Raw genomic sequence first — 23,741 nt, forward strand, 5'->3', positions numbered from 1 at the left:
ATACCCGATGTGCGGGCGGGAGTATTGAAGGGTAAGGAGAAAATCGCAGGGAGGCGGCGGGGCGCCGGTTGCGCGCCCCGCACGGGATTACTGCAGCGGGCTGAGGGTGATCTCGACGCGGCGGTTTTGCGCCTTGCCTTCCGCGGTGCTGTTGGAGGCGATCGGGTTGTCCGGGCCGGCACCGGTGGTGCGGATACGGTTTGCCGCCACGCCCTGGGTGATCAGCGCGCTGGCTACGCCGTCGGCGCGCTGCTGCGACAGGTTCATGTTGAGCGAGCGGGAGCCGGTGCTGTCGGTGTAGCCGACAACGTTGACCGCGGTTTTCGGGTACTCTTTCAGCACCATGGCGACGCCGGTCAGGGTGTTGGCGCCCGCCGGTTTCAGCGTGGCGCTGCTGCTGTCGAAGGTCACGTTGTTCGGCATGTTCAGCACGATGTTGTCGCCCTGGCGGGTGACGCTGACGCCGGTGCCTTTCATCTTGTCGCGCAGTTTGGCCTCCTGCACGTCCATGTAATAACCTGCGCCGCCGCCCAGTGCCGCACCGGCCGCCGCGCCGATCAGCGCGCCCTTGCCGCGATCTTTCTTGGATGAGGACAGCACGCCGACACCGGCGCCCAGTGCGGCCCCGAGGCCTGCGCCGATGCCGGATTTGCCGACTTCGGATTCGCCGGTGTATGGGTTAGTGGTACAGGCCGACAGCGTGAGCGCTACGCTCACTGCGCCGGCAATAATTGCAATGCGTTTTTTCATGTTCTTGTCCTTAATGGCATCAAAATCTGTACGCGCCTGCCCAAAACGGGGGCGCAAAAAATAGGCGACGCAGGTGGGGCCCGCGTCACCGCGCTACTATGACGCGTTGACTCGCCGGCAGTTCCGGAGAAAAACGTGACAAATGATGAGCGCGGGGAAGTGCTGGGGGGAGTTATGCGACAAAACGCCGGGCGGCGCCATGCAGCGGATTCCTAATTGCGCGCATCCGGGGTGCGGATGCGCCTTTTTTAAGCCTAATGGGTTGAATTTTCGACTGCCGACCAGTTCATGATCAGCGTATAGGCCTGGGTTTCTTCATTGAACAGGCGCTGCGTCACCTGAAAGCCGTGCTTGTGGTAGAACGCGCAGGCACGCAGGTTCTGCTGGTACACCTCCAGGCTGAGCCGGCGGTAGCGCTGCTGCACGTGCGTCATCAGCGCCTGGGCGACGCCGCGGCCGTGAAACGCCCGATCGACAAACAGTGCGCCGATGAACTGCTCGTCCAGCACGCTGATAAAGCCGACGATCTCGTCGTGATGCCAGCAGGCCCAGCTTTGAGCGCGCGGCAGGTAGTTTTCCCGCACCAGCGCGGCGCTCTCACGCCAGTACTTTTCCGCCACGAACGGATGGGCGGCGATGGTGCTGGGCAGCCACAGCGCCATCAGCCGTTCGATATCCTCCGGTCCACAGGGGCGGATCACCGTGGCTTTGGGTAGCAGATGCACCCCGTCAGATGATCGTTCACCAGCCCGCTGGCCTGCATGAAGGCGTAACAAATGGTGGAGCCGATAAACTTGAAGCCGCGCTTTTTCAGCGCTTTGGACATGGCGTCGGACTGTTCGGTTTTGGCCGGCACCTGGTTCAGCGCCTGCCAGCGATTGAGCTGCGGCCGGCCGCCGACGAAGTCCCAAATGAAAGCGACGAAATCTTCGCCGGCCGCTTCCATCGCCAGATAGGCTTTGGCGTTGGTGATGATGGCTTCTATCTTGCCGCGGTGGCGGATGATGCCGCTGTCCTGCAGCAGGTTTTCCACGTCCTCTGTGGTCATGGCGGCGACACGCTGCGGATCGAAACCGTGGAAAGCGCGACGGTAATTCTCGCGCTTTTTCAGAACGGTGATCCAGGAAAGGCCGGCCTGTTGCCCCTCCAGACACAGCATTTCAAACAGTTCGCGCGCGTCGGTGGTGGGCGCGCCCCATTCCTTGTCGTGATACTCGAGATACAACGGATCGGCCGTCACCCAACCGCAACGTTCGTCTGCCATCCTGACTGTCCTTATGCTGTGTTTATGAACAGTAATCATCGCTCGTAGCGCCGAACTTGGCAAGCCTCTGATTGTTTTGTCATCAGCCCGCTTGACGTGACGAAAAAGCCGACAATAGTTACTACATGGCCGGTGGAAAACCGGTCAACGATAAAAACGACATTGCCTTCATTTGCAGGCTCTCAGGAGTCGATTCATGCCTCTAAAAATAACGTGCATGCCCCGCCCGGCGGCGCTTGCAGTGGCGCTACTTTGCAGTGTGACCCTACCGGCTCAGGCGTACGATCAACTGTACGTCTTTGGCGACAGCCTGAGCGATACCGGCAACAACGGCCGGTTCACCTATGACGGCAACCAGCACTTGTTGTACGACGAAGCGTTGGCGCAACGCATCGGGGCGGCGCTGGTGGCTTCGGACAACGGCGGTGAAAACTACGCCGCCGGCGGCGCCGTGGCGGTGCCGGGCCTGAACCCGGTCGACAACACCCAGGATCAGGTGCAGCGCTACCTGAACCGGGTCAATGGCCAGGCCGACGGCGACGGGCTGTATATTCATTGGATCGGCGGCAACGATCTGGCGGCGGCGGCGCTGAATGCCGCTACCGCGCCCGGCGTGGCCTATAACAGCGCTGCGGCCGCCGCTGCGCAGGTGCATTCGCTGCTGAACGCCGGCGCCGGCACGGTGATCGTGCCAACGGTGCCGAACATCGGCTCCACGCCGCAGCTGATGGAATTGATCATTCAACAGGCGCTGTCGCCGGTGCAGGGGGCGGCGATCCAGGCGGCCTATGCCACGCTTAATTCGGTGGCGACGCCGGACAACGCTTCACGCACGCAGGCGATCCACGCGGCGTTGGCCGCCGCGGCGAAGCAGGGCAGCGCCATTCCTCAGGTGCAGCAGGCGATCGCCGCGCAGCTTATCGCGGCGTATGACAGCCTGAGCGCGCAGGCCGCCCAGCTGACCGATTTCTATAATCAAAGTGAAGACCGTCTGCTGGCGCAGGGCGGCGGCAATATAGTGCGGGTGGATGTCAACAAGCTGTTCGCCGAAGCGATCGCCAATCCGGCGCAGTTCGGCTTCGCCAACACCGCCGGTATGGCTTGCCCGCCGGGCGTTTCCTCGGCGGTTTGCCGTTCCGATATGCCCGGCTTCGACGCCAGCCAGTCCTATCTGTTCTCCGACCATTTCCACCCCAGCCCGCAGGCGCACCTGCTGATTGCGGATTATATCCAGGCGGTGTTGGATGGCCCGGCGCAGGTGGTGGCGCTGAATCAGGCGACCGCGGCGATGGCGCGCGACAGCCGCGCCACGCTCGACAGTCGCTTCCAGCAGCTGCGCAACGGCGACAACCCGCAGGGATCGCTGGGCGTGTTCGGCGGTTACGCCGGCCAGCACTACGACTATGCCGATAACCGGGCGGCGGGGGACGGCAACGCCACTACCCACAACCTGACCGTCGGCGTGGACTATCAGCTGACCGACGGTTGGTTAATCGGCGCGTTGATCGCCGGTTCCAACGACGATCAGCATCCTTCCAGCCGCTTTGATTACAAGTCGCGCGGGCTGCTGCTGTCGGCCTTCAGTTCGCTGGCGCTATTCGAGCATGGCTGGGTCAACGCCGATCTGCACTATGCGACGATGGATTATGACGACATCCGCCGCAGCATGCGGCTGGGGCCGCTGACGCGCACCGAAACCGGTTCGACCACCGGCAAGCAGTGGGGCGCGCGCGTGACCGCCGGCTATGACTTCCCGATTACTTCTTACCTGACCACCGGGCCGGTCGCGCAGTTCGCCTGGGATTACAGCCGCGTTTCCGGCTACGGTGAAGATGGCGATGACAGCACCGCCATGCGCTTCAACGATCAAACTTATCACTCGCAGATCGGCGCGCTGGGTTGGCGGCTGGATACGCAATTCGGCGTGTTTAACCCTTATGCGGAAGTGAGTTATCAGCATCAGTTCGGCGACGACGTCTACCGCGCCGGCGGTGGCCTGAAATCGACGCAAACCTCGTTCACCCGCGACAGTGCGGGCCAGGACAAAAACTGGGTGGATGTCACGCTGGGGGCCAACATGCCGTTGACGGACAGGGTATCGGCCTTCGCCACCGTGTCGCAAACCGGCGGGCTGAGCAGCGGCGAGCAGTTTATGTATAACGTCGGCGTCAGCGCGCGTTTTTGAATTGGCCATCGGCGCGCTCAACGGCGCAGGAGAAGCCATAAGGGCTGATAAGGGATTTAAGCGGGGGGCGGCCTGGCGTGAATTATGCGGGCCGCAATGACGTTGGCGGAAATACAAAAAAAAACTGATCCTATGAAAGGATCAGGTAGCCACTTGGCCAACACCAGGGAAAATTTTATTTATTATTGTATAACCAAAGATTAACTGTCAATTTGTTTCTGTGGCCCGTTTGCGCCGTATTTCATCCCTGACCTTCCCTTCATACCCAGAGCCTCGGTCCGCCGTGCGCTATCGCCTTATTTTTCACGTTCATAAGAAATAATCTGGCACTTGATCACATTATCTCTCGGTGAGGGGAGTTTTTTAGTTGATAAAATTAACAAAAATAACATTGGCGCAACTTTATCTTGTGGCAAATATAAGGATATGCGTACGTAAATCAGCCTGAATTTGGCCGGCGAGGGGAGATATCGCGTTCAGCTAATTGCTTATTTAAACGGCGGTGAGTGATATTTTTGTTAAGCTCATCTAATGGATTTGGCGGCGTCACGCCTTTCAGGCCGGCTCGTGGATGGCGAGGGGGCCGGCCGGAGCGCTGTGTCTTCACGCTGCGGCCGACGTGTGAAAATCCAGCGCTTCTCGCCCCGATTCGCACTTGTTGCCGGATTCTGGCTGTATATCTTACGGTCAAAGGGTATACTGGCCCATTCCATCTAAATCCACTTGTATCGCGTGCGAATTCAACATGCAAAAGTTTGATACCAAGACCTTCCAGGGCCTGATCCTGACACTGCAGGATTATTGGGCGCGCCAGGGCTGCACCATCGTTCAACCATTGGACATGGAAGTCGGCGCGGGAACCTCACACCCGATGACGTGCCTGCGCGCACTGGGGCCGGAGCCGATGGCCGCCGCCTATGTGCAGCCATCCCGCCGCCCGACCGACGGCCGCTACGGCGAAAACCCGAACCGTCTCCAGCACTACTACCAGTTCCAGGTGGTGATTAAGCCGTCGCCGGACAACATTCAGGAACTCTACCTGGGCTCGCTGAAAGAGCTGGGTCTGGATCCGACCATCCACGACATTCGCTTCGTGGAAGACAACTGGGAAAACCCGACGCTCGGCGCCTGGGGCCTGGGTTGGGAAGTGTGGCTGAACGGCATGGAAGTGACGCAGTTCACCTACTTCCAGCAGGTCGGCGGCCTGGAGTGCAAGCCGGTGACCGGCGAGATCACCTACGGCCTGGAGCGCCTGGCGATGTACATCCAGGGCGTGGACAGCGTGTACGATCTGGTGTGGAGCAACGGCCCGCTGGGTGTTACCACCTACGGCGACGTGTTCCATCAGAACGAAGTGGAGCAGTCCACCTACAACTTCGAATATGCCGACGTCGACTTCCTGTTCTCCTGCTTCGAGCAGTACGAGAAAGAAGCCCAATCGCTGCTGGCGCTGGAAAAACCGCTGCCGCTGCCGGCCTACGAACGCATCCTGAAGGCGGGCCATACCTTCAACCTGCTGGACGCGCGCAAGGCGATTTCGGTGACCGAGCGTCAACGCTACATTCTGCGCATCCGCACGCTGACCAAAGCCGTTGCCGAAGCCTACTACGCTTCCCGCGAAGCGCTGGGCTTCCCGATGTGCAACAAGAAGAACGAGAACTAAGAGGCAGCCATGACTCAACAGACTTTCCTGGTGGAAATCGGCACGGAAGAGCTGCCGCCGAAGGCGCTTCGTTCCCTGGCGGAATCTTTCGCCGCCAACTTCACCGCCGAGCTGGACAACGCCGGCCTGGAACACGGTGACGTGAGCTGGTTCGCCGCACCGCGCCGCCTGGCGCTGAAAGTGGCCAACCTGAGCGCGGCGCAGGCCGATCGCGAAATTGAAAAACGCGGCCCGGCGATCGCCCAGGCGTTCGACGCCGAAGGCAAACCGAGCAAAGCGGCCGAAGGCTGGGCGCGCGGCTGCGGCATCACCGTCGATCAGGCTGAACGCCTGGTGACCGACAAGGGCGAGTGGTTGATGTACCGCGCCCACGTCAAAGGCCAGTCGGCGCAGCAACTGCTGGCCGGCATGGTCAGCACCGCGCTGGCTAAACTGCCGATCCCGAAACTGATGCGTTGGGGCGACTCCGACGTGCAGTTCGTGCGTCCGGTACATACCGTCACGATGCTGCTGGGCGCCGATCTGATCCCAGGCACCGTGCTGGGCATCGACTCTGCGCGCACCGTGCGCGGCCACCGCTTCATGGGCGAAGCCGAGTTCACCCTCGACAACGCCGACCAATACCCGCAGATCCTGCTGGAGCGCGGCAAAGTGGTCGCCGACTATGAAGCGCGTAAAGCCCTCATCAAGCGCGATGCCGAGCTGGCGGCGCAGAAGATTGGCGGCAAGGCCGATCTGAGCGACAGCCTGCTGGAAGAAGTGGCCTCGCTGGTGGAATGGCCGGTGGTGCTGACCGCTAAATTCGAAGAGAAATTCCTGGCGGTGCCGGCGGAAGCGCTGGTGTACACCATGAAGGGCGACCAGAAGTATTTCCCGGTGTATGACGCCGCGGGCAAACTGCTGCCGAACTTTATCTTCGTGGCCAACATCGAGTCGAAAGACCCGCAACAGATCATCTCCGGTAACGAGAAGGTGGTGCGTCCGCGCCTGGCCGACGCCGAGTTCTTCTTCAACACCGACCGCAAGAAACGCCTGGAAGATAACCTGCCGCGCCTGGAAACCGTGCTGTTCCAACAGCAGCTGGGCACCCTGCGCGACAAAACCGACCGCATTCAGGCGCTGGCGGGCTGGGTTGCCGGCCAGATTGGCGCCGACGTCAACCACGCCACCCGCGCGGGCCTGCTGTCGAAGTGCGACCTGATGACCAACATGGTGTTCGAATTCACCGACACCCAGGGCGTGATGGGCATGCACTACGCGCGCCACGACGGTGAGGCGGAAGACGTCGCCGTTGCGCTGAACGAGCAGTATCAGCCGCGCTACGCCGGCGATGCGCTGCCGCAGTCGCTGGTGGCCTGTTCCCTGGCGATCGCCGACAAGATGGACACCCTGGCCGGCATCTTCGGCATCGGGCAGCATCCGAAAGGCGATAAAGACCCGTTCGCGCTGCGCCGCGCCGCACTGGGCGTGTTGCGCATCATCGTCGAGAAAAACCTGCCGCTGGATCTGCAGACCCTGACCGAAGAGGCCGTGCGCCTGTACGGCAGCAAGCTGACCAACGCCAAGGTGGTCGACGAGGTGGTGGAATTCATGCTGGGCCGCTTCCGCGCCTGGTATCAGGAAGAAGGCCACGCGGTCGATACCATTCAGGCGGTGCTGGCGCGCCGTCCGACCAAGCCGGCCGACTTCGACGCACGCGTCAAGGCGGTGTCTCACTTCCGCACGCTGGAAGCGGCGGCGGCGCTGGCAGCGGCCAACAAACGCGTCTCCAACATTCTGGCCAAGTCCACCGAAACGCTGAACGACAGCGTGCGTGCCTCGGTGCTGAAGGACGCGGCGGAGATCCAGCTGGCGACTCACCTGGTGGTGCTGCGCGACAAGCTGCAGCCGTACTTCGCGGCGGGCAACTACCAGGAAGCGCTGGTGGAGCTGGCCGCGCTGCGCGAGCCGGTGGATGCGTTCTTCGATAACGTGATGGTGATGGCGGACGATGCGGAAGTGCGCGTGAACCGCCTGACGCTGCTGAGCAAGCTGCGTGAACTGTTCCTGCAGGTGGCGGACATCTCCGTGCTGCAGTAAGCGATTCTCTGCCGTGAAAAGGCGCCTGCGGGCGCCTTTTTTTATTTCCGTTTCCTGGGCGCGAAGGCAAGGTCGCCTGGCGACTTGGGGGGCGACTTGGGGAAATTGAAGCGTCCGGTCGCCGACGGCAATGAACCTCAGTGCGTTTTGCGCACGATTTTCAACCGCATCCGGCCGGGGTAATGCTCACCGCAGGCGGAATCGCGTATCGGAACGCCGCCAGTTGATCTATTCTTATAGGCGCACGGAGTGCGGAAAAAGGGGCGGAGTCCAATGAAAAAGCAGGTTTATAACAGGAGTTATGTCACATGGCGGTAGGGATCCAGAGCAGAGGTTTCGCGCGTTGGTTGGCACCGGTATTGGCATTGTTGGTGGTCATGCAATTGACCGCCTGCGGCGATAAAGAGCCGGAACAGCGCAAAGCATTTATCGATTACTTACAGAATACCGTGATGCGCAGCGGGGCGAACATCCCCACGCTGAGCGAAGATCAGAAGCAGAAGTTCGGCAACTATGCCGGCGATTACGCGATTTTGGTCGGCTTCTCGCAGCAGTTGTCCAAGTCGGTCGGCGCCAGCCTGACCCCGGCGCTGGATCAGATTAACCAGATCCGCACCGCGCAGGACTATCTGAACAAACGCGATGCGCTGCAGCAATCGGTCGGGGCGTTGAACCTGCTGGGCCAGCAGATCCAGTCCGCCAAATCACAGGCGGATACCGCCCGTGCGGCGCTGAAGCAGCCCGACGATCTGAAGGCGGTATACAACCAGGCCTATGACAAAATCGTCACCGCACCGGCCAACGCCCTGATGCCGGCGATCCCGACCACCGCCAGCTTCGTGCAGGATCTGGTGCAGGTTGGCGATTTCCTGCAGAGCCAGGGCAATCAGGTCAGCTTCAACAACAACGGCGTGCAGTTCCGTACCGCGCAGCAGGTGGCGCAGTACAACACCATGATGTCGAATCTGGTGGCCAAACAGCAGAACCTGGTAAACGCGCAGAAAGCCATTCAAAGCGTGACGCAATAAAGCCTCCACGCACGCAGCAGGCCGGCATTGCCGGCCTGTTTTATTTCCCCTCAGCGTTTCCAATAGCTTGCTGGTTTATTGCGCAGGCTTCTGTACTACACTTCAATTAATCCATTCATTCGGCAATGTAGTTTTCTTTCATTCATCACTTCGCTAGTTCCCGGCGGGATGAGTGCTCACAGGGAAGATCAAACAGAGCGTCGCGATCGGGCGCTGCAGCCAAAAATAAATTGTGATGTTTGTCACAATTTAAAAACAAATCACTAATTTAAAAATGTGACAAATATCACATTATTATGGGTTTCAAGGCGGTTTTTTTCTCACTGTGCTTTTTTTACACGCCATAAATGTGATCTTTGTCACTATGAAGGGTGGTTTGTTGGGGTGTTGTATGTGATTTGTATCACAAAAAATCCGTGAAGTTCGCGTGACAAAAACAGCGTGATAGAGTCCGTTTCGCATACAGCGGCAACACGGCTGGATCGTCACAACAATAATCACGCGCTCTATTGTCAGCGCGTAACAATAGGGGTGTGTTTTATGTTTTCACCAGACATCAAGGTCAAAGTACAAAACTTTGGCCGCTTCCTGAGCAACATGGTGATGCCCAACATCGGCGCCTTTATCGCCTGGGGGATTATCACCGCGCTATTCATTCCAACCGGCTGGCTGCCGAATGAAACCTTAGCCAAGCTGGTCGGCCCGATGATCACCTACCTGCTGCCGCTGCTGATCGGTTATACCGGCGGGCGGCTGGTGGGCGGCGATCGCGGCGGCGTCGTCGGCGCCATCACCACCATGGGCGTCATCGTTGGCGCCGACATGCCGATGTTCCTCGGCGCGATGATCGCCGGCCCGCTGGGCGGCTGGGCTATCAAGCACTTTGACCGCTGGGTGGACGGCAAGATCAAAAGCGGCTTTGAAATGCTGGTGAATAACTTCTCCGCCGGCATCATCGGCATGCTGCTGGCGATCCTGGCCTTCCTCGGCATCGGGCCGCTGGTGGAGGTGCTCTCCAAGCTGCTGGCGGCGGGCGTACACGTCATGGTGACGAACAACCTGCTGCCATTGGCGTCCATCTTCGTTGAACCGGCGAAAATCCTGTTCCTGAATAACGCCATCAACCACGGCATCTTCTCGCCGCTGGGTATCCAGCAGGCTACGGAAGCCGGTAAGTCGGTGTTCTTCCTGATTGAAGCCAACCCAGGCCCGGGCATGGGCGTACTGATGGCCTACATGTTCTTCGGCCGCGGCAGCGCCAAGCAATCCGCCGGCGGTGCGGCAATCATTCACTTCCTGGGCGGCATCCACGAAATCTACTTCCCTTACGTGCTGATGAACCCACGCCTGCTGCTGGCGGTGATCCTGGGCGGCATGACCGGCGTCTTCACCCTGACGATGCTGAACGGCGGCCTGGTTTCTCCGGCTTCTCCGGGTTCGATCCTGGCGGTGCTGGCGATGACGCCGAAAGGCGCCTACTTCGCCAACATTGCGGCGGTGTGCGCAGCCTTTGCCGTCTCCTTCGTGGTGTCCGCTTTCCTGCTGAAAACCTCCAAGGTGAAAGAGGATGACGATCTGGAAGCCGCAACCCGTCGCATGCAAGAGATGAAATCGCAGTCCAAAGGCGGCGCAGCGGCGTCGGCATCGGTCGACGGCGATCTGAGCACCGTGCGCAAAATCATCGTTGCCTGCGATGCGGGCATGGGCTCCAGCGCCATGGGCGCCGGGGTGCTGCGCAAGAAAGTGGCCGACGCCGGGCTGAAGAACATCTCGGTGACCAACAGCGCCATCAACAGCCTGCCGGACGACGTGGATCTGGTGATCACCCACCGCGATCTGACCGAGCGCGCGATGCGCCACGCGCCGCAGGCCCAGCACATCTCGCTGACCAACTTCCTCGACAGCAAGCTGTACAGCGATCTGGTCGATCGCTTGGTGGCGGTCAACAAAACCAGCGACAACCAGCAGAAGGTGCTGGGCGCGCTGGACGACAGCTTCGAAGCCGGTGAGCCGAACCTGTTCAAGCTGAGCGAGAGCAACGTGTTCCTCAACCTGCAGGCCAGCGACAAAGAGCAGGCGATCCGCTTCGCCGGCGAGCAGCTGGTGAAAGGCGGCTACGTCGAGGCGGAGTACGTGCCGGCGATGCTGGAGCGCGAGAAACTCACCTCCACCTACCTGGGCGAGTCGATCGCCGTGCCGCACGGCACCATCGAGGCCAAAGACCGGGTGCTGCGCACCGGCGTGGTGTTCTGCCAGTACCCGCAGGGCGTGCGCTTCGGCGAGGAAGAGGATGAAGTGGCCCGCCTGGTGATCGGCATCGCCGCGCGCAACAACGAGCATATCCAGGTGATCACCAGCCTGACCAACGCGCTGGATGACGAGAGCGTGATCGAGCGGCTGGCGAATACCACCAGCGTGCAGGAAGTGCTGGACCTGCTCGGCGGCAAAAAAGCCAGATAACAGAATCATTTTAAAGGGTGCAGCTTGCTGCACCCTTCGACATTAAGAAGGTAGAGTTATGAAAGCATTACATTTTGGCGCAGGGAACATCGGCCGCGGTTTTATCGGCAAGCTGCTGGCGGACGCAGGGGTTGAGCTGACCTTCGCCGACGTCAATCAAACGGTGCTGGATTTGCTGAACAGCCGTAAAAGCTACGCGGTGCACGTGGTGGGCGAGCAAGAACGCGTCAACAACGTCAACAACGTCAGCGCCGTCAACAGCGGCAGCGAGGCGGCGGTGGCGCTGATCGCTGAGGCGGATCTGGTGACCACCGCCGTTGGCCCGCAAATTCTCGGTAAAATCGCCGGCACGATCGCTAAAGGGCTGGTGCTGCGTCATCAGCAGGGCAATGTGCAGCCGCTGAACATCATCGCCTGCGAGAACATGGTGCGCGGCACCAGCCAACTGAAACAGCATGTGTTCGCCGCGCTGCCGCAGGACGAGCAGGCATGGGTTGAGCAGCACGTCGGCTTCGTCGATTCGGCGGTCGACCGCATCGTGCCGCCGGCGGACAGCAGCGATCCGCTGGAAGTGACGGTGGAAACCTTCAGCGAATGGATCGTCGATCAGACCCAGTTCAAAGGCCAGCCTCCGGCGATCGCCGGCATGGAGCTGACCGACAACCTGATGGCGTTCGTCGAGCGCAAGCTGTTCACCCTCAATACCGGTCACGCCATCACCGCCTACCTCGGCCAACAGGCCGGGCTGCAAACCATTCGTGACGCCATTCTCGACCCGGCGATCCGCCGCGTGGTGAAAGGGGCGATGGAAGAGAGCGGCGCGGTGCTGATCAAGCGCTACGGCTTCGACGCCGACAAGCACGCCGCCTACATCAACAAAATCCTCGGCCGCTTCGAAAACCCGTATCTGCACGACGACGTCGAGCGCGTGGGCCGCCAGCCGCTGCGCAAACTGAGCGCCGGCGATCGCCTGATCAAACCGCTGCTGGGCACGCTGGAATACGGCCTGCCGCACGCCAACCTGATCCAGGGCATCGCCGCCGCCATGAGCTACCGCAGCGAACAGGATCCGCAGGCGCTGGAATTGGCGGAATTGCTGAACACGCTCGGGCCGAAAGCCGCGCTGGCGCAAATTTCCGGCCTGCCGGCGGAAAGCGAGGTTGTAGAAGAGGCCGTTGCTGTGTATAACGCCATGCACAAGTAGAATCGTGATGATGAACACCCGAGCGCAGCTTGCTGCGCTCCTGCAACCCGAGTTCGGCATCGACGGCCCTCCCCACGCCTTTCGAAAAGCGACGATGGAAGAAGCACAGGCATTTGAAAACCAGGTTCTGGAAAAGCTGAACGCGGGCAAAACGGTGCGCAGCTTCCTGATCGCGGCGGTAGAGCTGCTGGCGGAAGCGCTCAACGTGCTGGTGGTGCAGGTATTCCGCAAGGATGACTACGCGGTGAAATATGCCGTCGAACCGCTATTGTCCGGCAGCGGCCCGCTCGGGGAGCTGTCGGTGCGCCTGAAGCTGATGTACGGGCTGGGGGTGATCTCCCGCCACGAATATGAAGACGCCGAGCTGCTGATGGCGATGCGCGAAGAGCTGAACCACGACGGCTCGGAATACCGCTTCGTCGACGACGAAATTCTCGGGCCCTTCGGCGAGCTGCACTGCGTGGCCGCGCTGCCGCCGGTGCCGACCTTCCTGCAGCCGGGCGAAGCGGATGAAGCGCTGATCGCCATGCAGCGCCAGCGCTATCAGCAGATGGTGCGCTCCACCATGGTGCTGTCCATTACCGATCTGATCGCCGGTATCGGCGCCAAACAACCTTCCCGACTCTCTCCTCTCGGCCGCGGCTAAGCAAAGGCCGCGCGCCACTCGTCGAACAACAACCACAGCGCGGTGGCGGCCATCAGGCCGGACATCACGCCGTTGAAGGCGCGCAGTTTCCAGGTGACCCGCAGCGCGTTGCGCAACCGGTCGCCCAGCACCGCCCACAGCAGCACGCACGGCAGGTTCAGCAGCGCGAAGCCGGCGATGACCGACAGCGTATGGACAAAGGTGGCGCCTTCGCGCGGGGTGAACAGGATCGCCACGTTGATCACCATCAGCCAGGCCTTGGGGTTGACCGCCTGAAACAGCGCGCCATTGAGCAGGCTCATCGGCTGCGCCTGCTCTTTGGCGTCCGGCGAGGCCGCCTGGAACAGTTTCCATGACAGCCACAGCAGGTAGGCGCAGCCGATCACCGCCAGCGGGAGGCGGATGACGCCGGCCCAGCTCAGCGCCAGCGCCAGCAGTGGAATAATGATCGCCAGCTGCACCGCACAGCCGACGCAGATGCCGAACAGCATCGGCAGGGTGCGGCGCAGGCCGAAGTTGACGCCCGACGAGGCCAGCAGCAGGTTGTTGGGGCCGGGGGTAATCGACATGACGGTGACGTAGCTGACAAAGGCGGAGTCCAGCATGACAGGTTCCTTGAAAATGGCGGTAATCACGAGAGGATCAGCATAATCGCTGCGATGGGATGGTGACAGAACCACAAATCGGATATTGTCATGGTTACAGTTGTGCAAAATGTAAACTGTACCCATTGCCTGGAGAGAAACTGTGACCCTGCTCGATGAAACCCCGGATACCCGTTACCTGCAGCTGGCGGATACGCTGGCCGAGGCCATTCGCCGCGGCACGCTGCGGCCCGGCGACCGCCTGCCGTCGGTACGGCGCTGTGCGCAAACTCATCGCGTCAGCATCAATACGGTGGTGTCGGCTTACCGCACGCTGGAGGATCGCGGGCTGATCGAAGCGCGGCCGCAGTCGGGGTTTTATGTACGCAGCACGCTGCCGGCGTTGAAGATGGCCTCGGCGCCCAGCGGGCGCATCGAACCGCCGGCGGACGACGTGCTGGCGCTGATCGACACCGTGTTTGCCGCCCAGCAAAATCCGGCTTTCACCAACATTGCGCTGGCCTGCCCGCAGACCAGCGATTTTTATCCCGGCGGCAAGCTGGGGCGCATGTTGTCCTCTCAGCTGCGCCGCCAGCCGGATCTGATCGGGCAGTACCCGTTGCCGCCCGGCAGCCTGCGGCTGCGTCAGCAGATCGCCCGCCGCTCGATGACGCTGGGCATGCTGCTGGAGCCGGGCGACGTGGTGCTGACCCACGGCTGCATGGAAGCGCTGCAGCTGGCGCTGCGCGTCACCACCAAACCGGGCGACTGCGTCGGGCTGGAGTCGCCAACCTATTTCTATCTGCTGCCGCTGCTGGCCAGCCTGGGGCTGAAAGCGCTGGAAATCCCCACCGATCCGCAGCTGGGGCTGTCGCTGGACGCGCTGGAACTGCTATTGAACGAGAAACGGCTGAACGCGGTGATCGCCATGCCGACGGTGCAAAACCCGCTGGGCTGCACTATGCCGCTGGCGGCGAAAAAGCGGCTGGCGCGGCTGATGAACGATCATCAGGTGCCGTTGATTGAAGACGGGCTGTATGCCGAGATCCAGTTCGGCGGCGCGTTGTCGCCGGCGGTGAAGGCGTTCGATCGCGACGGCTGGGTGCTGTTTTGCTCCAGCTTTACCAAAACGCTGGCGCCGGACTTTCGCGTCGGCTGGATCTGCGGCGGCCGTTTCCACGAGGCGTTGCGCAAGCTGAAGGCGGTGTCATCGATGTCCGAGTCGCAGCTGCTGTCGGAAACGCTGGCGACCTTCCTGGAGAGCGGCGGCTACGATCATCATTTGCGCAACCTGCGCAAGCGTTATGCGGCGCAGGTGGACGAGGCGCGGGCGCTGATCGCCCGGCATTTCCCGCGCGGCACGCTGGCCACGCAGCCGGCGGGCGGATTCGTGTTTTGGGTCGAATTTCCCCCCGGCGTGGACAGCGTGGCACTGTTCCATCAGCTGTTGGAGGAGCAGATTTGTTTGACGCCGGGCACCCTGTATTCCCCGAGCGGGCGCTACCGCAACGCGCTGCGGCTCTCCTGCTGCTACCCGTTCAACGCGCGCTACACCCAGGCGTTGGCCCGGCTCGGCGCCAGGGCCTGCGAGATGAGCGGCCTGCCGCCCGGCATTGCGCAGGACGGGTAACGGCGCGCGCCTTTTGCTACAATGCCGGTATCATTGATTAGCGTGCCATTTTGGGCACAACGGGCCAGAGACCATGAAAGAGAAAGAAAAGGCAGAGATCAAGCGCCTGAGCGACCTGCTGGACGCCTTGAACCACAAAGACGCCACCGTGATCCAACAGGGCAACCCTGAGTTGATCGCGCAGCACACCAAAGAGAAAGAGAAACTGGCGACGGAGATCGAACGCCTGAAAAACGTGCGCGGCGAGAAGCTGAGCGCCGAAGCGCAGAAGCTGAGCAAGCTGCCGTTCAGCCGCGAGATCACCAAGAAAGAGCAGGCCGATATGGGTGCGCTGAAGAAAAGCGCGCGCGGGCTGATCGTGGTGCACCCGATGACCGCGCTGGGCCGCGAGATGGGCCTGAAAGCGGTCACCGGTTACGCCAAGAAAGCGTTCTGAACCCCCGGGCATCAGACCTTGGTGGTGAAATACGCCTTGGTCTGATAGGGCACGGTGACCGTGTCCTGGCCCCGCAGTTCCTCTTCTTCCGCCACCAGCTGGCGCAACTGCTCGATAACCTGCTCCTGTTGCGGCTGCGGCAGCGCGGCGATAAAGCTGGTTGAACGCACCCGGTTGTAGATCACGTCCTCCACCGCGCCGCGGTGACCCAGCATAAACACCTGCTCCTGCAGCGGTTCAAAGCCTTTGAACGGGAAGAATTTGCGCCATTCGCCGGTATAGAAACGCGGCGCATCGCCTTCGTGGCTATCGACGATCTGATTCAATTTACGCACCCAACCGACGCGCGCATCGCGCATGTTCCACACCAGACCGAGTTTGCCGCCGGGCTTGAGGATGCGCTGGATTTCCGCCAGCGCCTGCGGCGTGGCGAACCAGTGGAAGGATTGGGCGCAGACCACCGCATCGACGGACTCGTCCGGCAACGGGATCGCCTCGGCGGTGCCCGCCAGCGTTTTCACCTGCGGCAGCGCCGCCGACAGTTTTTCCAGCATTTGCGGCACCGGTTCGACGGCGATCACCTGCGCGCCGGTTTCCAGCAGGCGCGGGGTAAACTTGCCGGTACCGGCGCCAAGATCGATGACCGTCATGCCGGCGTGCAGGCCGATAGTTTCACGCAGCCAGACGGCGATTTCCGGCGGGTAATCCGGCCGGCCTTTCACATAGCGATCGGCGTTGGCCTGATAGCCTTCGGCGGCGGCGTGATGAATCGAATGGATCGGGGTGGTCATTACCTGGCTCCTGGCTGAAAAAACGTGCGGCTACAGTATAGGCGGAAGAATAGGGTTAACGCGGCATTCGGCGCACGTTTTTCATCTTTTCCGCCCGCGATTTCAACGGCCGAGCAGGCGGCGGTTGAAGTCCTCGAGGCGCCCTTCGGCAAGCCGCGTGAGCATGGTCTTGCTCCAGCTGGCGGAGAGGCCGGCCACCGCCAACAGGCGGCGATACTGTTCCGCGTCGAACGGCATGTGCCAGGCGATGGCGATGGCTTCGGCGACCGACACATCGCTGTTGCGCGCCGCCAGCTCCAGCGGACGATCGCCGCTGACCGCGCCCGGCGACACCACCCGATACAGCCAGCCGCAGCGGCCGCTTTGCTGCATCAGCACCGAAATGTCCTCGATGGCGAAGTGATAATTGAGCTTGAAGCACGGCGAGCGCGGCTGGGTGACCTGGATCAGCGCTTCGCCCCAGCGGAAGATGTCACCCATAAACACATTGTGTTCGGTCAGCCCTTCGGTGGAGATATTCTCGCCGAAGGCCGGGGCGCAAAACTGCTCGGCCTGCGTCGGAAACTGCTCGCGCCAGTGGGCGTAATGCTCGCGCGGGTAGTGGCACAGCGCGCGGTCCGGCCCGCCGTGGTAGCTTTTTTCCGCCTGTTCGTCGCCTTCCAGGCCGAGCGGCGTGAGCCGGATGGCGCCATCCACCTGGCGTTTGGCGATGGCGCTGGGGCGCCCGCCTTCGTAGGGTTGAATATTGCCGATGTAAACGTCTGGGTGATGCATGTGCGCCTCCGTGTCTCGCGTCGAGGGCTCAGCATAGCCTGAGTTGTGCCGGGGGGACATAACAACCCGCCCGAAAATCGTCGGGCGGGCGGTGGAGCATCAGAAGGTGGTCCAGTTCTCTTCCGCTGCGGCGTTGGCGGCCGCGGGTTTTACCGCCGGCGCTTTCGGCGCGGCGGCTTTCACGGCGGCGGGCTCGGTCTGCTCCGCCAAACGGAACACCGAGACGCTTTGCAGCAGCATGTCGGCCTGTTCTTCCAGCGAATCGGCGGCGGCGGCGGACTCTTCCACCAGCGCGGCGTTCTGCTGGGTGGTGTGGTCCATCTCGACGATCGCCTGGCCAATCTGGGCGATGCCGCGCGTCTGCTCATCGGAGGCGGCGGCGATTTCAGCCATGATGTCGCGCACGTGGGTGACCGAGCGGACGATCTGTTCCATGGTGTTGCCGGTGCTTTCCACCAGTTCGGTGCCGGTTTTCACCCGGCTGACCGATTCGGCGATCAGCCCTTCGATCTCCTTGGCCGCCTGGGCGCTGCGGCTCGCCAGGCTGCGCACTTCGCTGGCAACCACCGAGAAGCCCCGGCCCTGTTCGCCGGCGCGTGCCGCTTCGACCGCGGCGTTGAGCGCCAGGATGTTGGTCTGGAAGGCAATGCCGTTGATCAGGGTGGTAATTTCGGCGATACGCTGCGAACTGCTGGAGATATCGCGCATGGTGCTGACCACGTTTTCCACCAGCTTGCCGCCCTGCTGCGCGGTCTGCGAGGCGTCGGTGGCCAGCTGATTGGCGTGATGGGCGTTGTCGGCGTTCTGTTTCACCGTGGCGGTCAGCTGTTCCATGCTGGCGGCGGTTTCCTCGACCGCCGCCGCCTGCTGCTCGGTGCGGGAAGAGAGATCGGTGTTGCCGGCGGCGATTTCCGCAGAGGCGGTAGAAACCTGGCTGACCCCCATCTGGATCTTCTCAATCATGGTGCGCAGGTTTTGGCTCATGGCCGCCACCGCGTTCAGCAACTGCCCCAGCTCGTCGCGGCGGGTGCTGGTCTGCGCCTGGCGCAGGTCACCGCCGGCGATGCGTTCCGCCATCGCCAGCGTACTGTGCAGCGGACGGGTGATCTGCAGCGTGATGCGCCAGGCGATAAGCACCCCGGCGATGATGGCGATCAGGGTGGTGATGCCCATTTGCAGCTGCGCCAGATTGATGTTGTTGCGCGTCTGCACCAGCTCGTCCTGCATAAAGGCGTTGACCAGCATGCCGATCGCTTGCGCGCGTTCGCCGAGCTGCCGGCTGATCTGCTGCTCGTGCTCATAGGCCGGCAGGTAAGCCGCGATGCGGTTTTTGTAATCGTCCAGGGCGGCCAGCAGCGGCTGCAGCTGCGGGCGCTGCGCGTCGCTCACCCTGCGGCTCAGGGCGTTGGCCGCGTCGCGCGCGTCGTCAATGGCCGCCATCAGCGGGGCTTCGGTTTCCTTGTTCAGGCTCAGCAGCAGGCCGCGCGCGCCGTAGCGCACCTGGGTCAGCTTCTGGTTCAGCTGGATGAAGGCCAGCTGCAGATCGCCGTTGGTCAGCTGGCGTTCCACCTGGCTCAGGCTGGCCTGCACTTCCGACATGTTCCAGCTCTGGCGCACCGCGTCTTTCGCCGTGACCGCCTGCTCAAAGACTTTTTGCTGCTGTTGATATTCCCCGATCAGCGTCACCAGACGCTGCAGATCCTTGCGGCTTTGGGCGTCCCAGTCCAGCGCCTGCCCCTGGTCTATCAGTTTGACGGCGTTCTCAATATTGGCGCGGTTGTTCTGAATGTACTCCGGCCGGTAGGTCTGGCCGTACATGGCGCGATTGTATTTGGCCTGGTTGATCTCCTCGTTCAGCCGGTTGCTGAAGTCGATGCGATCGGCGCGGGATTCGATGATGTGCAGATATTGCGCCCCGGTGCCGGCGATGACGACCGCCAACAGCAGCAACAGCGCGAAGCCGAGACCGAGCTTTTTACCTACGGTGAGATGAGTGAACTTTCCTGCCAATGCTTGCAATGCCGCCATAGCGTTTTTCCTTCTCCGGGCGAACGTCAATTGAACAAACCATCGGCAAGAAGTGGTCAAACTTTAGCGGATTTCAGGCAAAAAAATACCCGCCGGTGGCGGGCATCTTCATCAACGGGAGCGAATTACTTCTTCGCGGCGAAGCGTGCGGCGGCTTCGTCCCAGTTGACCACGTTCCAGAACGCCTTGATGTAGTCAGGGCGTTTGTTCTGATATTTCAGGTAGTAAGCGTGTTCCCACACGTCCAGACCGATGATTGGGAAACCGGAAGCGCCGGCGACGGCTTCGCCCATCAGCGGGCTGTCCTGGTTAGCGGTAGACACCACGGCCAGTTTGCCGTCTTTCAGCACCAGCCAGGCCCAACCGGAACCGAAGCGGGTGGCTGCAGCTTTCTCGAACTCTTCCTGGAATTTCTCAACGCTGCCGAAATCGCGCTCGATGGCCGCTTTCAGATCGCCGCCCAGCGTGGTGCCGGTTTTCAGGTTTTTCCAGAAGAAGCTGTGGTTGGCGTGGCCGCCGGCGTTATTGCGCATGAAGGTGCGTTTGTCGGCAGGCACTTTATCCAGATCCTGGATCAGCTCTTCAACGCTGTATTTGGCCAGCTCTGGGTAGGCTTCCAGCACGGTGTTGGCGTTGTTGACGTAGGTCTGGTGGTGTTTGGTGTGATGGATTTCCATCGTCTGCTTGTCGAAATGCGGTTCCAGTGCGTCGTAAGCGTACGGCAGGGATGGCAGTGAATAACTCATAATCATCATCTCCAGTGGTGTATGGGCGGCGCAAAGGGCGAGCACCGCGTAAGCAGTCGGATCATTATAGTTAATTAAATGATATTGAAAATGATTATCAATGCCCTGTGAATTGTGTGGTTAATGAACTAATCGCTGCGCTAACATACTGATAAAAGAGGGCGGCGGATGGCCGCGTCAAGCCGTCGATCCGGCGCGTGGGTTACTCTCTATACTGTAGGGAGCGCCAACGCCGAAATGTATCGAAATGTGCCAATGCGTTCACTGAATGAGCACGAGTGTGTAACAACCACAAGCACGCTGTGGTAATATGGCCGGCGTTCGTAGCAAGCATAACAACAGTGACATTCGCGTTTGCCGCGCTAGCGGGGCAGGCGCATTTGAACAATGTGACAATCGAGAGTGAAAGGAGACCCCCATGCAGGTCAGCAGAAGGCAGTTCTTTAAGATCTGCGCTGGCGGTATGGCAGGAACGACGGTGGCCGCGCTGGGCTTTGCCCCCGAAGTGGCGTTGGCGGAAACCCGGCAGTACAAACTGCTGCGCGCCCGCGAGACCCGTAATACCTGTACGTATTGTTCCGTCGGCTGTGGGCTGTTGATGTACAGCCTTGGTGATGGCGCCAAGAACGCCAAAGAAAGCATTTTCCATATCGAAGGGGATCCGGATCATCCGGTAAACCGCGGCGCGCTTTGCCCGAAAGGCGCCGGCCTGGTTGACTTCATCCACAGCGAAAGCCGCCTCAAGTACCCGGAATATCGGGCTCCAGGGTCGGACAAATGGCAACGCATCAGCTGGGACGACGCCTTTACCCGCATCGCCAAGCTGGTGAAAGAAGACCGCGACGCCAACTTCATCAAAACCAACGACCAGGGCGTTACCGTCAACCGTTGGCTGACCACCGGCATGCTGTGCGCCTCGGCCGCCAGCAACGAAACCGGTTTTCTGTCGCAAAAATTTAGTCGCGCTCTCGGCATGCTTGCCGTAGACAACCAGGCGCGTGTCTGACACGGACCAACGGTAGCAAGTCTTGCTCCAACATTTGGTCGCGGTGCGATGACCAACCACTGGGTTGATATCAAGAACGCGAATTTGATTATCGTCATGGGCGGTAATGCGGCGGAAGCGCATCCGGTGGGGTTCCGCTGGGCGATGGAAGCCAAAATACACAACAATGCCAAGCTGATCGTGATCGATCCGCGCTTTACCCGAACCGCATCGGTGGCGGACTTTTACACGCCGATCCGCTCCGGGACCGACATCGCTTTCCTGTCGGGCGTGTTGCTGTATCTGATGACCAACAACAAGTTCAACCGCGAATACGTCGAGGCCTACACCAACGCCAGCCTGCTGGTGCGGGAAGACTTTGCCTTCGAAGACGGCTTGTTCAGCGGCTACGACGCGGAAAACCGCAAGTACGACAAAACCACCTGGAACTACCAGTTCGACGAGAACGGCTTCGCCAAGCGCGACGTCACGCTGCAGGATCCGCGCTGCGTGTGGAACATGCTGAAACAGCACGTGAGCCGCTACACGCCTGACGTGGTGGCCAACATCTGCGGCACGCCGAAGGACGATTTCCTCAAGGTGTGCGAATACATCGCCGAAACCTGCGTCGCGGATAAAACCGCTTCGTTCCTGTATGCCCTGGGCTGGACTCAGCACTCGGTCGGCGCGCAGAACATCCGTACCATGGCGATGATCCAGCTGCTGCTCGGCAACATGGGCATGGCGGGCGGCGGCGTCAACGCGCTGCGCGGCCACTCCAACATCCAGGGGCTGACCGATCTCGGCCTGCTGTCGCAGAGCCTGCCGGGTTACATGACGCTGCCGTCGGAGAAACAGACCGATCTCGAGACCTACCTGAAGGCCAACACGCCGAAGGCGCTGCTGCCGGGCCAGGTGAACTACTGGGGCAACTACCCGAAATTCTTCGTCAGCATGATGAAGACCTTCTACGGCGACAAGGCGCAGAAGGACAACAGCTGGGGCTTTGACTGGTTGCCGAAGTGGGACAAAGGCTACGACGTGCTGCAGTACTTCGAAATGATGGCGCAGGGCAAGGTCAACGGCTACTTCTGCCAGGGCTTTAACCCGGTGGCGTCGTTCCCAAATAAAAACAAGGTAGTGGCTTCGCTGTCCAAGCTGAAGTTCCTGGTGACCATCGATCCGTTGAACACCGAGACCTCCAACTTCTGGCAGAACCACGGCGAGTTCAACGAGGTGGATCCTTCGCAGATCCAGACCGAAGTGTTCCGCCTGCCGTCTACCTGCTTCGCCGAAGAGAACGGCTCGATCGTCAACTCCGGCCGCTGGCTGCAGTGGCACTGGAAAGGCGCAGATGCCCCGGGCGAAGCGCTGAACGACGGCGAGATCCTGGCGGGCATCTTCAGCCGCCTGCGCGAGATGTATGCGCGCGACGGCGGTGCGGTGCCGGAACAGGTGCTGAACATGCGCTGGGACTACCTGACGCCGGACAACCCGTCGCCGGAAGAGGTGGCGCAGGAGAATAACGGTAAGGCGCTGGCGGATCTGCTGGATGCCGACGGCAAAGTGCTGGTGAAAAAAGGCGAGCTGCTTAGCTCGTTCGCGCAGCTGCGCGACGACGGCACCACCGCCAGCGGTTGCTGGATCTTCGCCGGCAGCTGGACGCCGGCCGGCAACCAGATGGCGCGGCGCGACAACGCCGATCCGTCCGGCCTCGGCAATACGCTGGGCTGGGCCTGGGCATGGCCGCTCAACCGCCGCATCCTGTACAACCGCGCCTCGGCGGACCCGCAGGGTAAACCGTGGGATCCGAAACGCCAGCTGCTGGAGTGGGACGGCGCCAAGTGGGTCGGGGCCGATATCCCGGACTACAGCACCGCCGCGCCGGGCAGCGACGTCGGGCCGTTCATCATGCAGCCGGAGGGCATGGGCCGCCTGTTCGCCACCGACAAGATGGCGGAAGGGCCGTTCCCTGAACACTACGAGCCGTTCGAAACGCCGCTCGGCACCAACCCGCTGCACCCGAACGTGGTGTCCAACCCGGCGGCGCGCGTGTTCAAGGACGATCTGGCGGCGATGGGCAAATCCGACAAGTTCCCTTACGTCGGCACCACCTATCGTTTGACCGAGCACTTCCACTACTGGACCAAGCACGCGCGGCTGAACGCCATCGCGCAGCCGGAGCAGTTCGTGGAGATCGGTGAGAAGCTGGCGGAGAAGAAAGGCATCAAGCAGGGCGACACCGTGAAGGTCAGCTCCAACCGCGGCTACATCAAGGCCAAGGCGGTGGTGACCAAGCGTATTCGCACGCTGCAGGTGCACGGCCAGGAAGTCGACACCATCGGTATCCCGATCCACTGGGGTTACGAAGGGGTGGCGAAGAAAGGCTTTATCGCCAACACGCTGACGCCGTTCGTCGGCGACGCCAATACGCAAACGCCGGAGTTCAAGGCGTTCCTGGTCAACGTGGAAAAGGTGTAACGGAGAC

General features: G+C 61.3%; 18 protein-coding genes. 10 read left to right on the forward strand and 8 right to left on the reverse strand.

Going from position 1 to position 23,741, the window contains the following annotated elements; all coding sequences use genetic code 11:
• Positions 1-87: 87 nt before the first annotated feature.
• The 3 genes from V8N38_RS00120 to V8N38_RS00130 all read right to left on the reverse strand — a co-directional run bounded on the left by V8N38_RS00120 (position 88) and on the right by V8N38_RS00130 (position 2,014).
• Positions 88-750 (reverse strand): OmpA family lipoprotein, encoded by a 663-nt coding sequence (locus V8N38_RS00120; protein WP_016929583.1) that lies wholly within the window; start codon positions 748-750, stop codon positions 88-90.
• A gap of 254 nt (positions 751-1,004) precedes the next feature.
• Positions 1,005-1,451: an N-acetyltransferase gene (locus V8N38_RS00125; protein WP_049200599.1), complete on the reverse strand. Its 447-nt coding sequence runs from the start codon at positions 1,449-1,451 to the stop codon at positions 1,005-1,007.
• On the reverse strand, positions 1,448-2,014 hold the full coding sequence (locus V8N38_RS00130) for a DNA-3-methyladenine glycosylase I (RefSeq protein ID WP_038875986.1): 567 nt from the start codon (positions 2,012-2,014) through the stop codon (positions 1,448-1,450). Before V8N38_RS00130 ends, V8N38_RS00125 begins: the two co-directional genes overlap by 4 nt.
• A 196-nt stretch (positions 2,015-2,210) precedes the next feature.
• Here V8N38_RS00130 and V8N38_RS00135 point away from each other — a divergent pair, with 196 nt between their 5' ends.
• The 7 genes from V8N38_RS00135 to V8N38_RS00165 all read left to right on the forward strand — a co-directional run bounded on the left by V8N38_RS00135 (position 2,211) and on the right by V8N38_RS00165 (position 13,279).
• The gene (locus tag V8N38_RS00135; protein ID WP_089186628.1) at positions 2,211-4,199 is read left to right on the forward strand and encodes an autotransporter outer membrane beta-barrel domain-containing protein; all 1,989 of its coding nucleotides are present in this window, start codon (positions 2,211-2,213) and stop codon (positions 4,197-4,199) included.
• A gap of 745 nt (positions 4,200-4,944) precedes the next feature.
• Complete coding sequence (gene glyQ / locus V8N38_RS00140; protein ID WP_004933966.1) at positions 4,945-5,862, forward strand: glycine--tRNA ligase subunit alpha; 918 nt, start codon at positions 4,945-4,947, stop codon at positions 5,860-5,862.
• A 9-nt stretch (positions 5,863-5,871) separates the two neighbouring features.
• On the forward strand, positions 5,872-7,941 hold the full coding sequence (glyS, locus tag V8N38_RS00145) for a glycine--tRNA ligase subunit beta (RefSeq protein ID WP_038875981.1): 2,070 nt from the start codon (positions 5,872-5,874) through the stop codon (positions 7,939-7,941).
• A 308-nt stretch (positions 7,942-8,249) separates the two neighbouring features.
• Positions 8,250-8,969 carry a DUF3053 domain-containing protein gene (locus V8N38_RS00150; RefSeq protein ID WP_016929578.1) on the forward strand — a complete coding sequence of 240 codons (720 nt, stop codon included), beginning with the start codon at positions 8,250-8,252 and terminating at the stop codon, positions 8,967-8,969.
• 540 nt (positions 8,970-9,509) lie between these two features.
• Positions 9,510-11,429, forward strand: a complete 1,920-nt coding sequence (locus V8N38_RS00155) for a PTS mannitol transporter subunit IICBA (protein ID WP_147840588.1) — start codon at positions 9,510-9,512, stop codon at positions 11,427-11,429.
• A gap of 58 nt (positions 11,430-11,487) precedes the next feature.
• On the forward strand, positions 11,488-12,633 hold the full coding sequence (locus tag V8N38_RS00160) for a mannitol-1-phosphate 5-dehydrogenase (protein WP_147840587.1): 1,146 nt from the start codon (positions 11,488-11,490) through the stop codon (positions 12,631-12,633).
• Between the two features lie 94 nt (positions 12,634-12,727).
• The gene (locus V8N38_RS00165; protein ID WP_016929575.1) at positions 12,728-13,279 is read left to right on the forward strand and encodes an MltR family transcriptional regulator; all 552 of its coding nucleotides are present in this window, start codon (positions 12,728-12,730) and stop codon (positions 13,277-13,279) included.
• Here the strand turns inward: V8N38_RS00165 and V8N38_RS00170 are convergent.
• Positions 13,276-13,884, reverse strand: a complete 609-nt coding sequence (locus V8N38_RS00170) for a LysE family translocator (protein ID WP_025304783.1) — start codon at positions 13,882-13,884, stop codon at positions 13,276-13,278. The genes V8N38_RS00165 and V8N38_RS00170 overlap by 4 nt on opposite strands.
• Positions 13,885-14,026: 142 nt before the next feature.
• On the opposite strand from V8N38_RS00170, the gene V8N38_RS00175 reads away from it, so the two are divergent.
• Together V8N38_RS00175 and V8N38_RS00180 are read left to right on the forward strand one after the other, a co-directional pair.
• Complete coding sequence (locus V8N38_RS00175) at positions 14,027-15,493, forward strand: PLP-dependent aminotransferase family protein (RefSeq protein WP_038875970.1); 1,467 nt, start codon at positions 14,027-14,029, stop codon at positions 15,491-15,493.
• Between the two features lie 73 nt (positions 15,494-15,566).
• Positions 15,567-15,929, forward strand: a complete 363-nt coding sequence (locus tag V8N38_RS00180) for a YibL family ribosome-associated protein (protein ID WP_004933989.1) — start codon at positions 15,567-15,569, stop codon at positions 15,927-15,929.
• An 11-nt stretch (positions 15,930-15,940) separates the two neighbouring features.
• On the opposite strand, the gene V8N38_RS00185 is transcribed toward V8N38_RS00180, so the two are convergent.
• The 4 genes from V8N38_RS00185 to sodA all read right to left on the reverse strand — a co-directional run bounded on the left by V8N38_RS00185 (position 15,941) and on the right by sodA (position 20,268).
• Entirely contained in the window at positions 15,941-16,720 is a 780-nt protein-coding gene (locus V8N38_RS00185; protein ID WP_060424323.1) for a class I SAM-dependent methyltransferase, read from the reverse strand.
• Positions 16,721-16,822: 102 nt separating this feature from the next.
• Entirely contained in the window at positions 16,823-17,494 is a 672-nt protein-coding gene (yiiM, locus tag V8N38_RS00190; protein WP_087762489.1) for a 6-hydroxyaminopurine reductase, read from the reverse strand.
• Between the two features lie 99 nt (positions 17,495-17,593).
• Positions 17,594-19,522, reverse strand: a complete 1,929-nt coding sequence (locus tag V8N38_RS00195; protein ID WP_060424318.1) for a methyl-accepting chemotaxis protein — start codon at positions 19,520-19,522, stop codon at positions 17,594-17,596.
• 125 nt (positions 19,523-19,647) lie between these two features.
• A complete protein-coding gene (gene sodA / locus V8N38_RS00200; protein WP_004934003.1) occupies positions 19,648-20,268 on the reverse strand; it encodes a superoxide dismutase [Mn] in 621 nt (206 codons plus the stop codon).
• A 418-nt stretch (positions 20,269-20,686) separates the two neighbouring features.
• Between sodA and fdnG the strand changes: the two genes are divergently transcribed.
• Positions 20,687-23,734: a formate dehydrogenase-N subunit alpha gene (gene fdnG / locus V8N38_RS00205; RefSeq protein ID WP_147840586.1), complete on the forward strand. Its 3,048-nt coding sequence runs from the start codon at positions 20,687-20,689 to the stop codon at positions 23,732-23,734.
• Positions 23,735-23,741 lie beyond the last annotated feature (7 nt).

This window comes from Serratia nevei (assembly GCF_037948395.1).
Classification (GTDB): Bacteria; Pseudomonadota; Gammaproteobacteria; order Enterobacterales; family Enterobacteriaceae; genus Serratia; species Serratia nevei.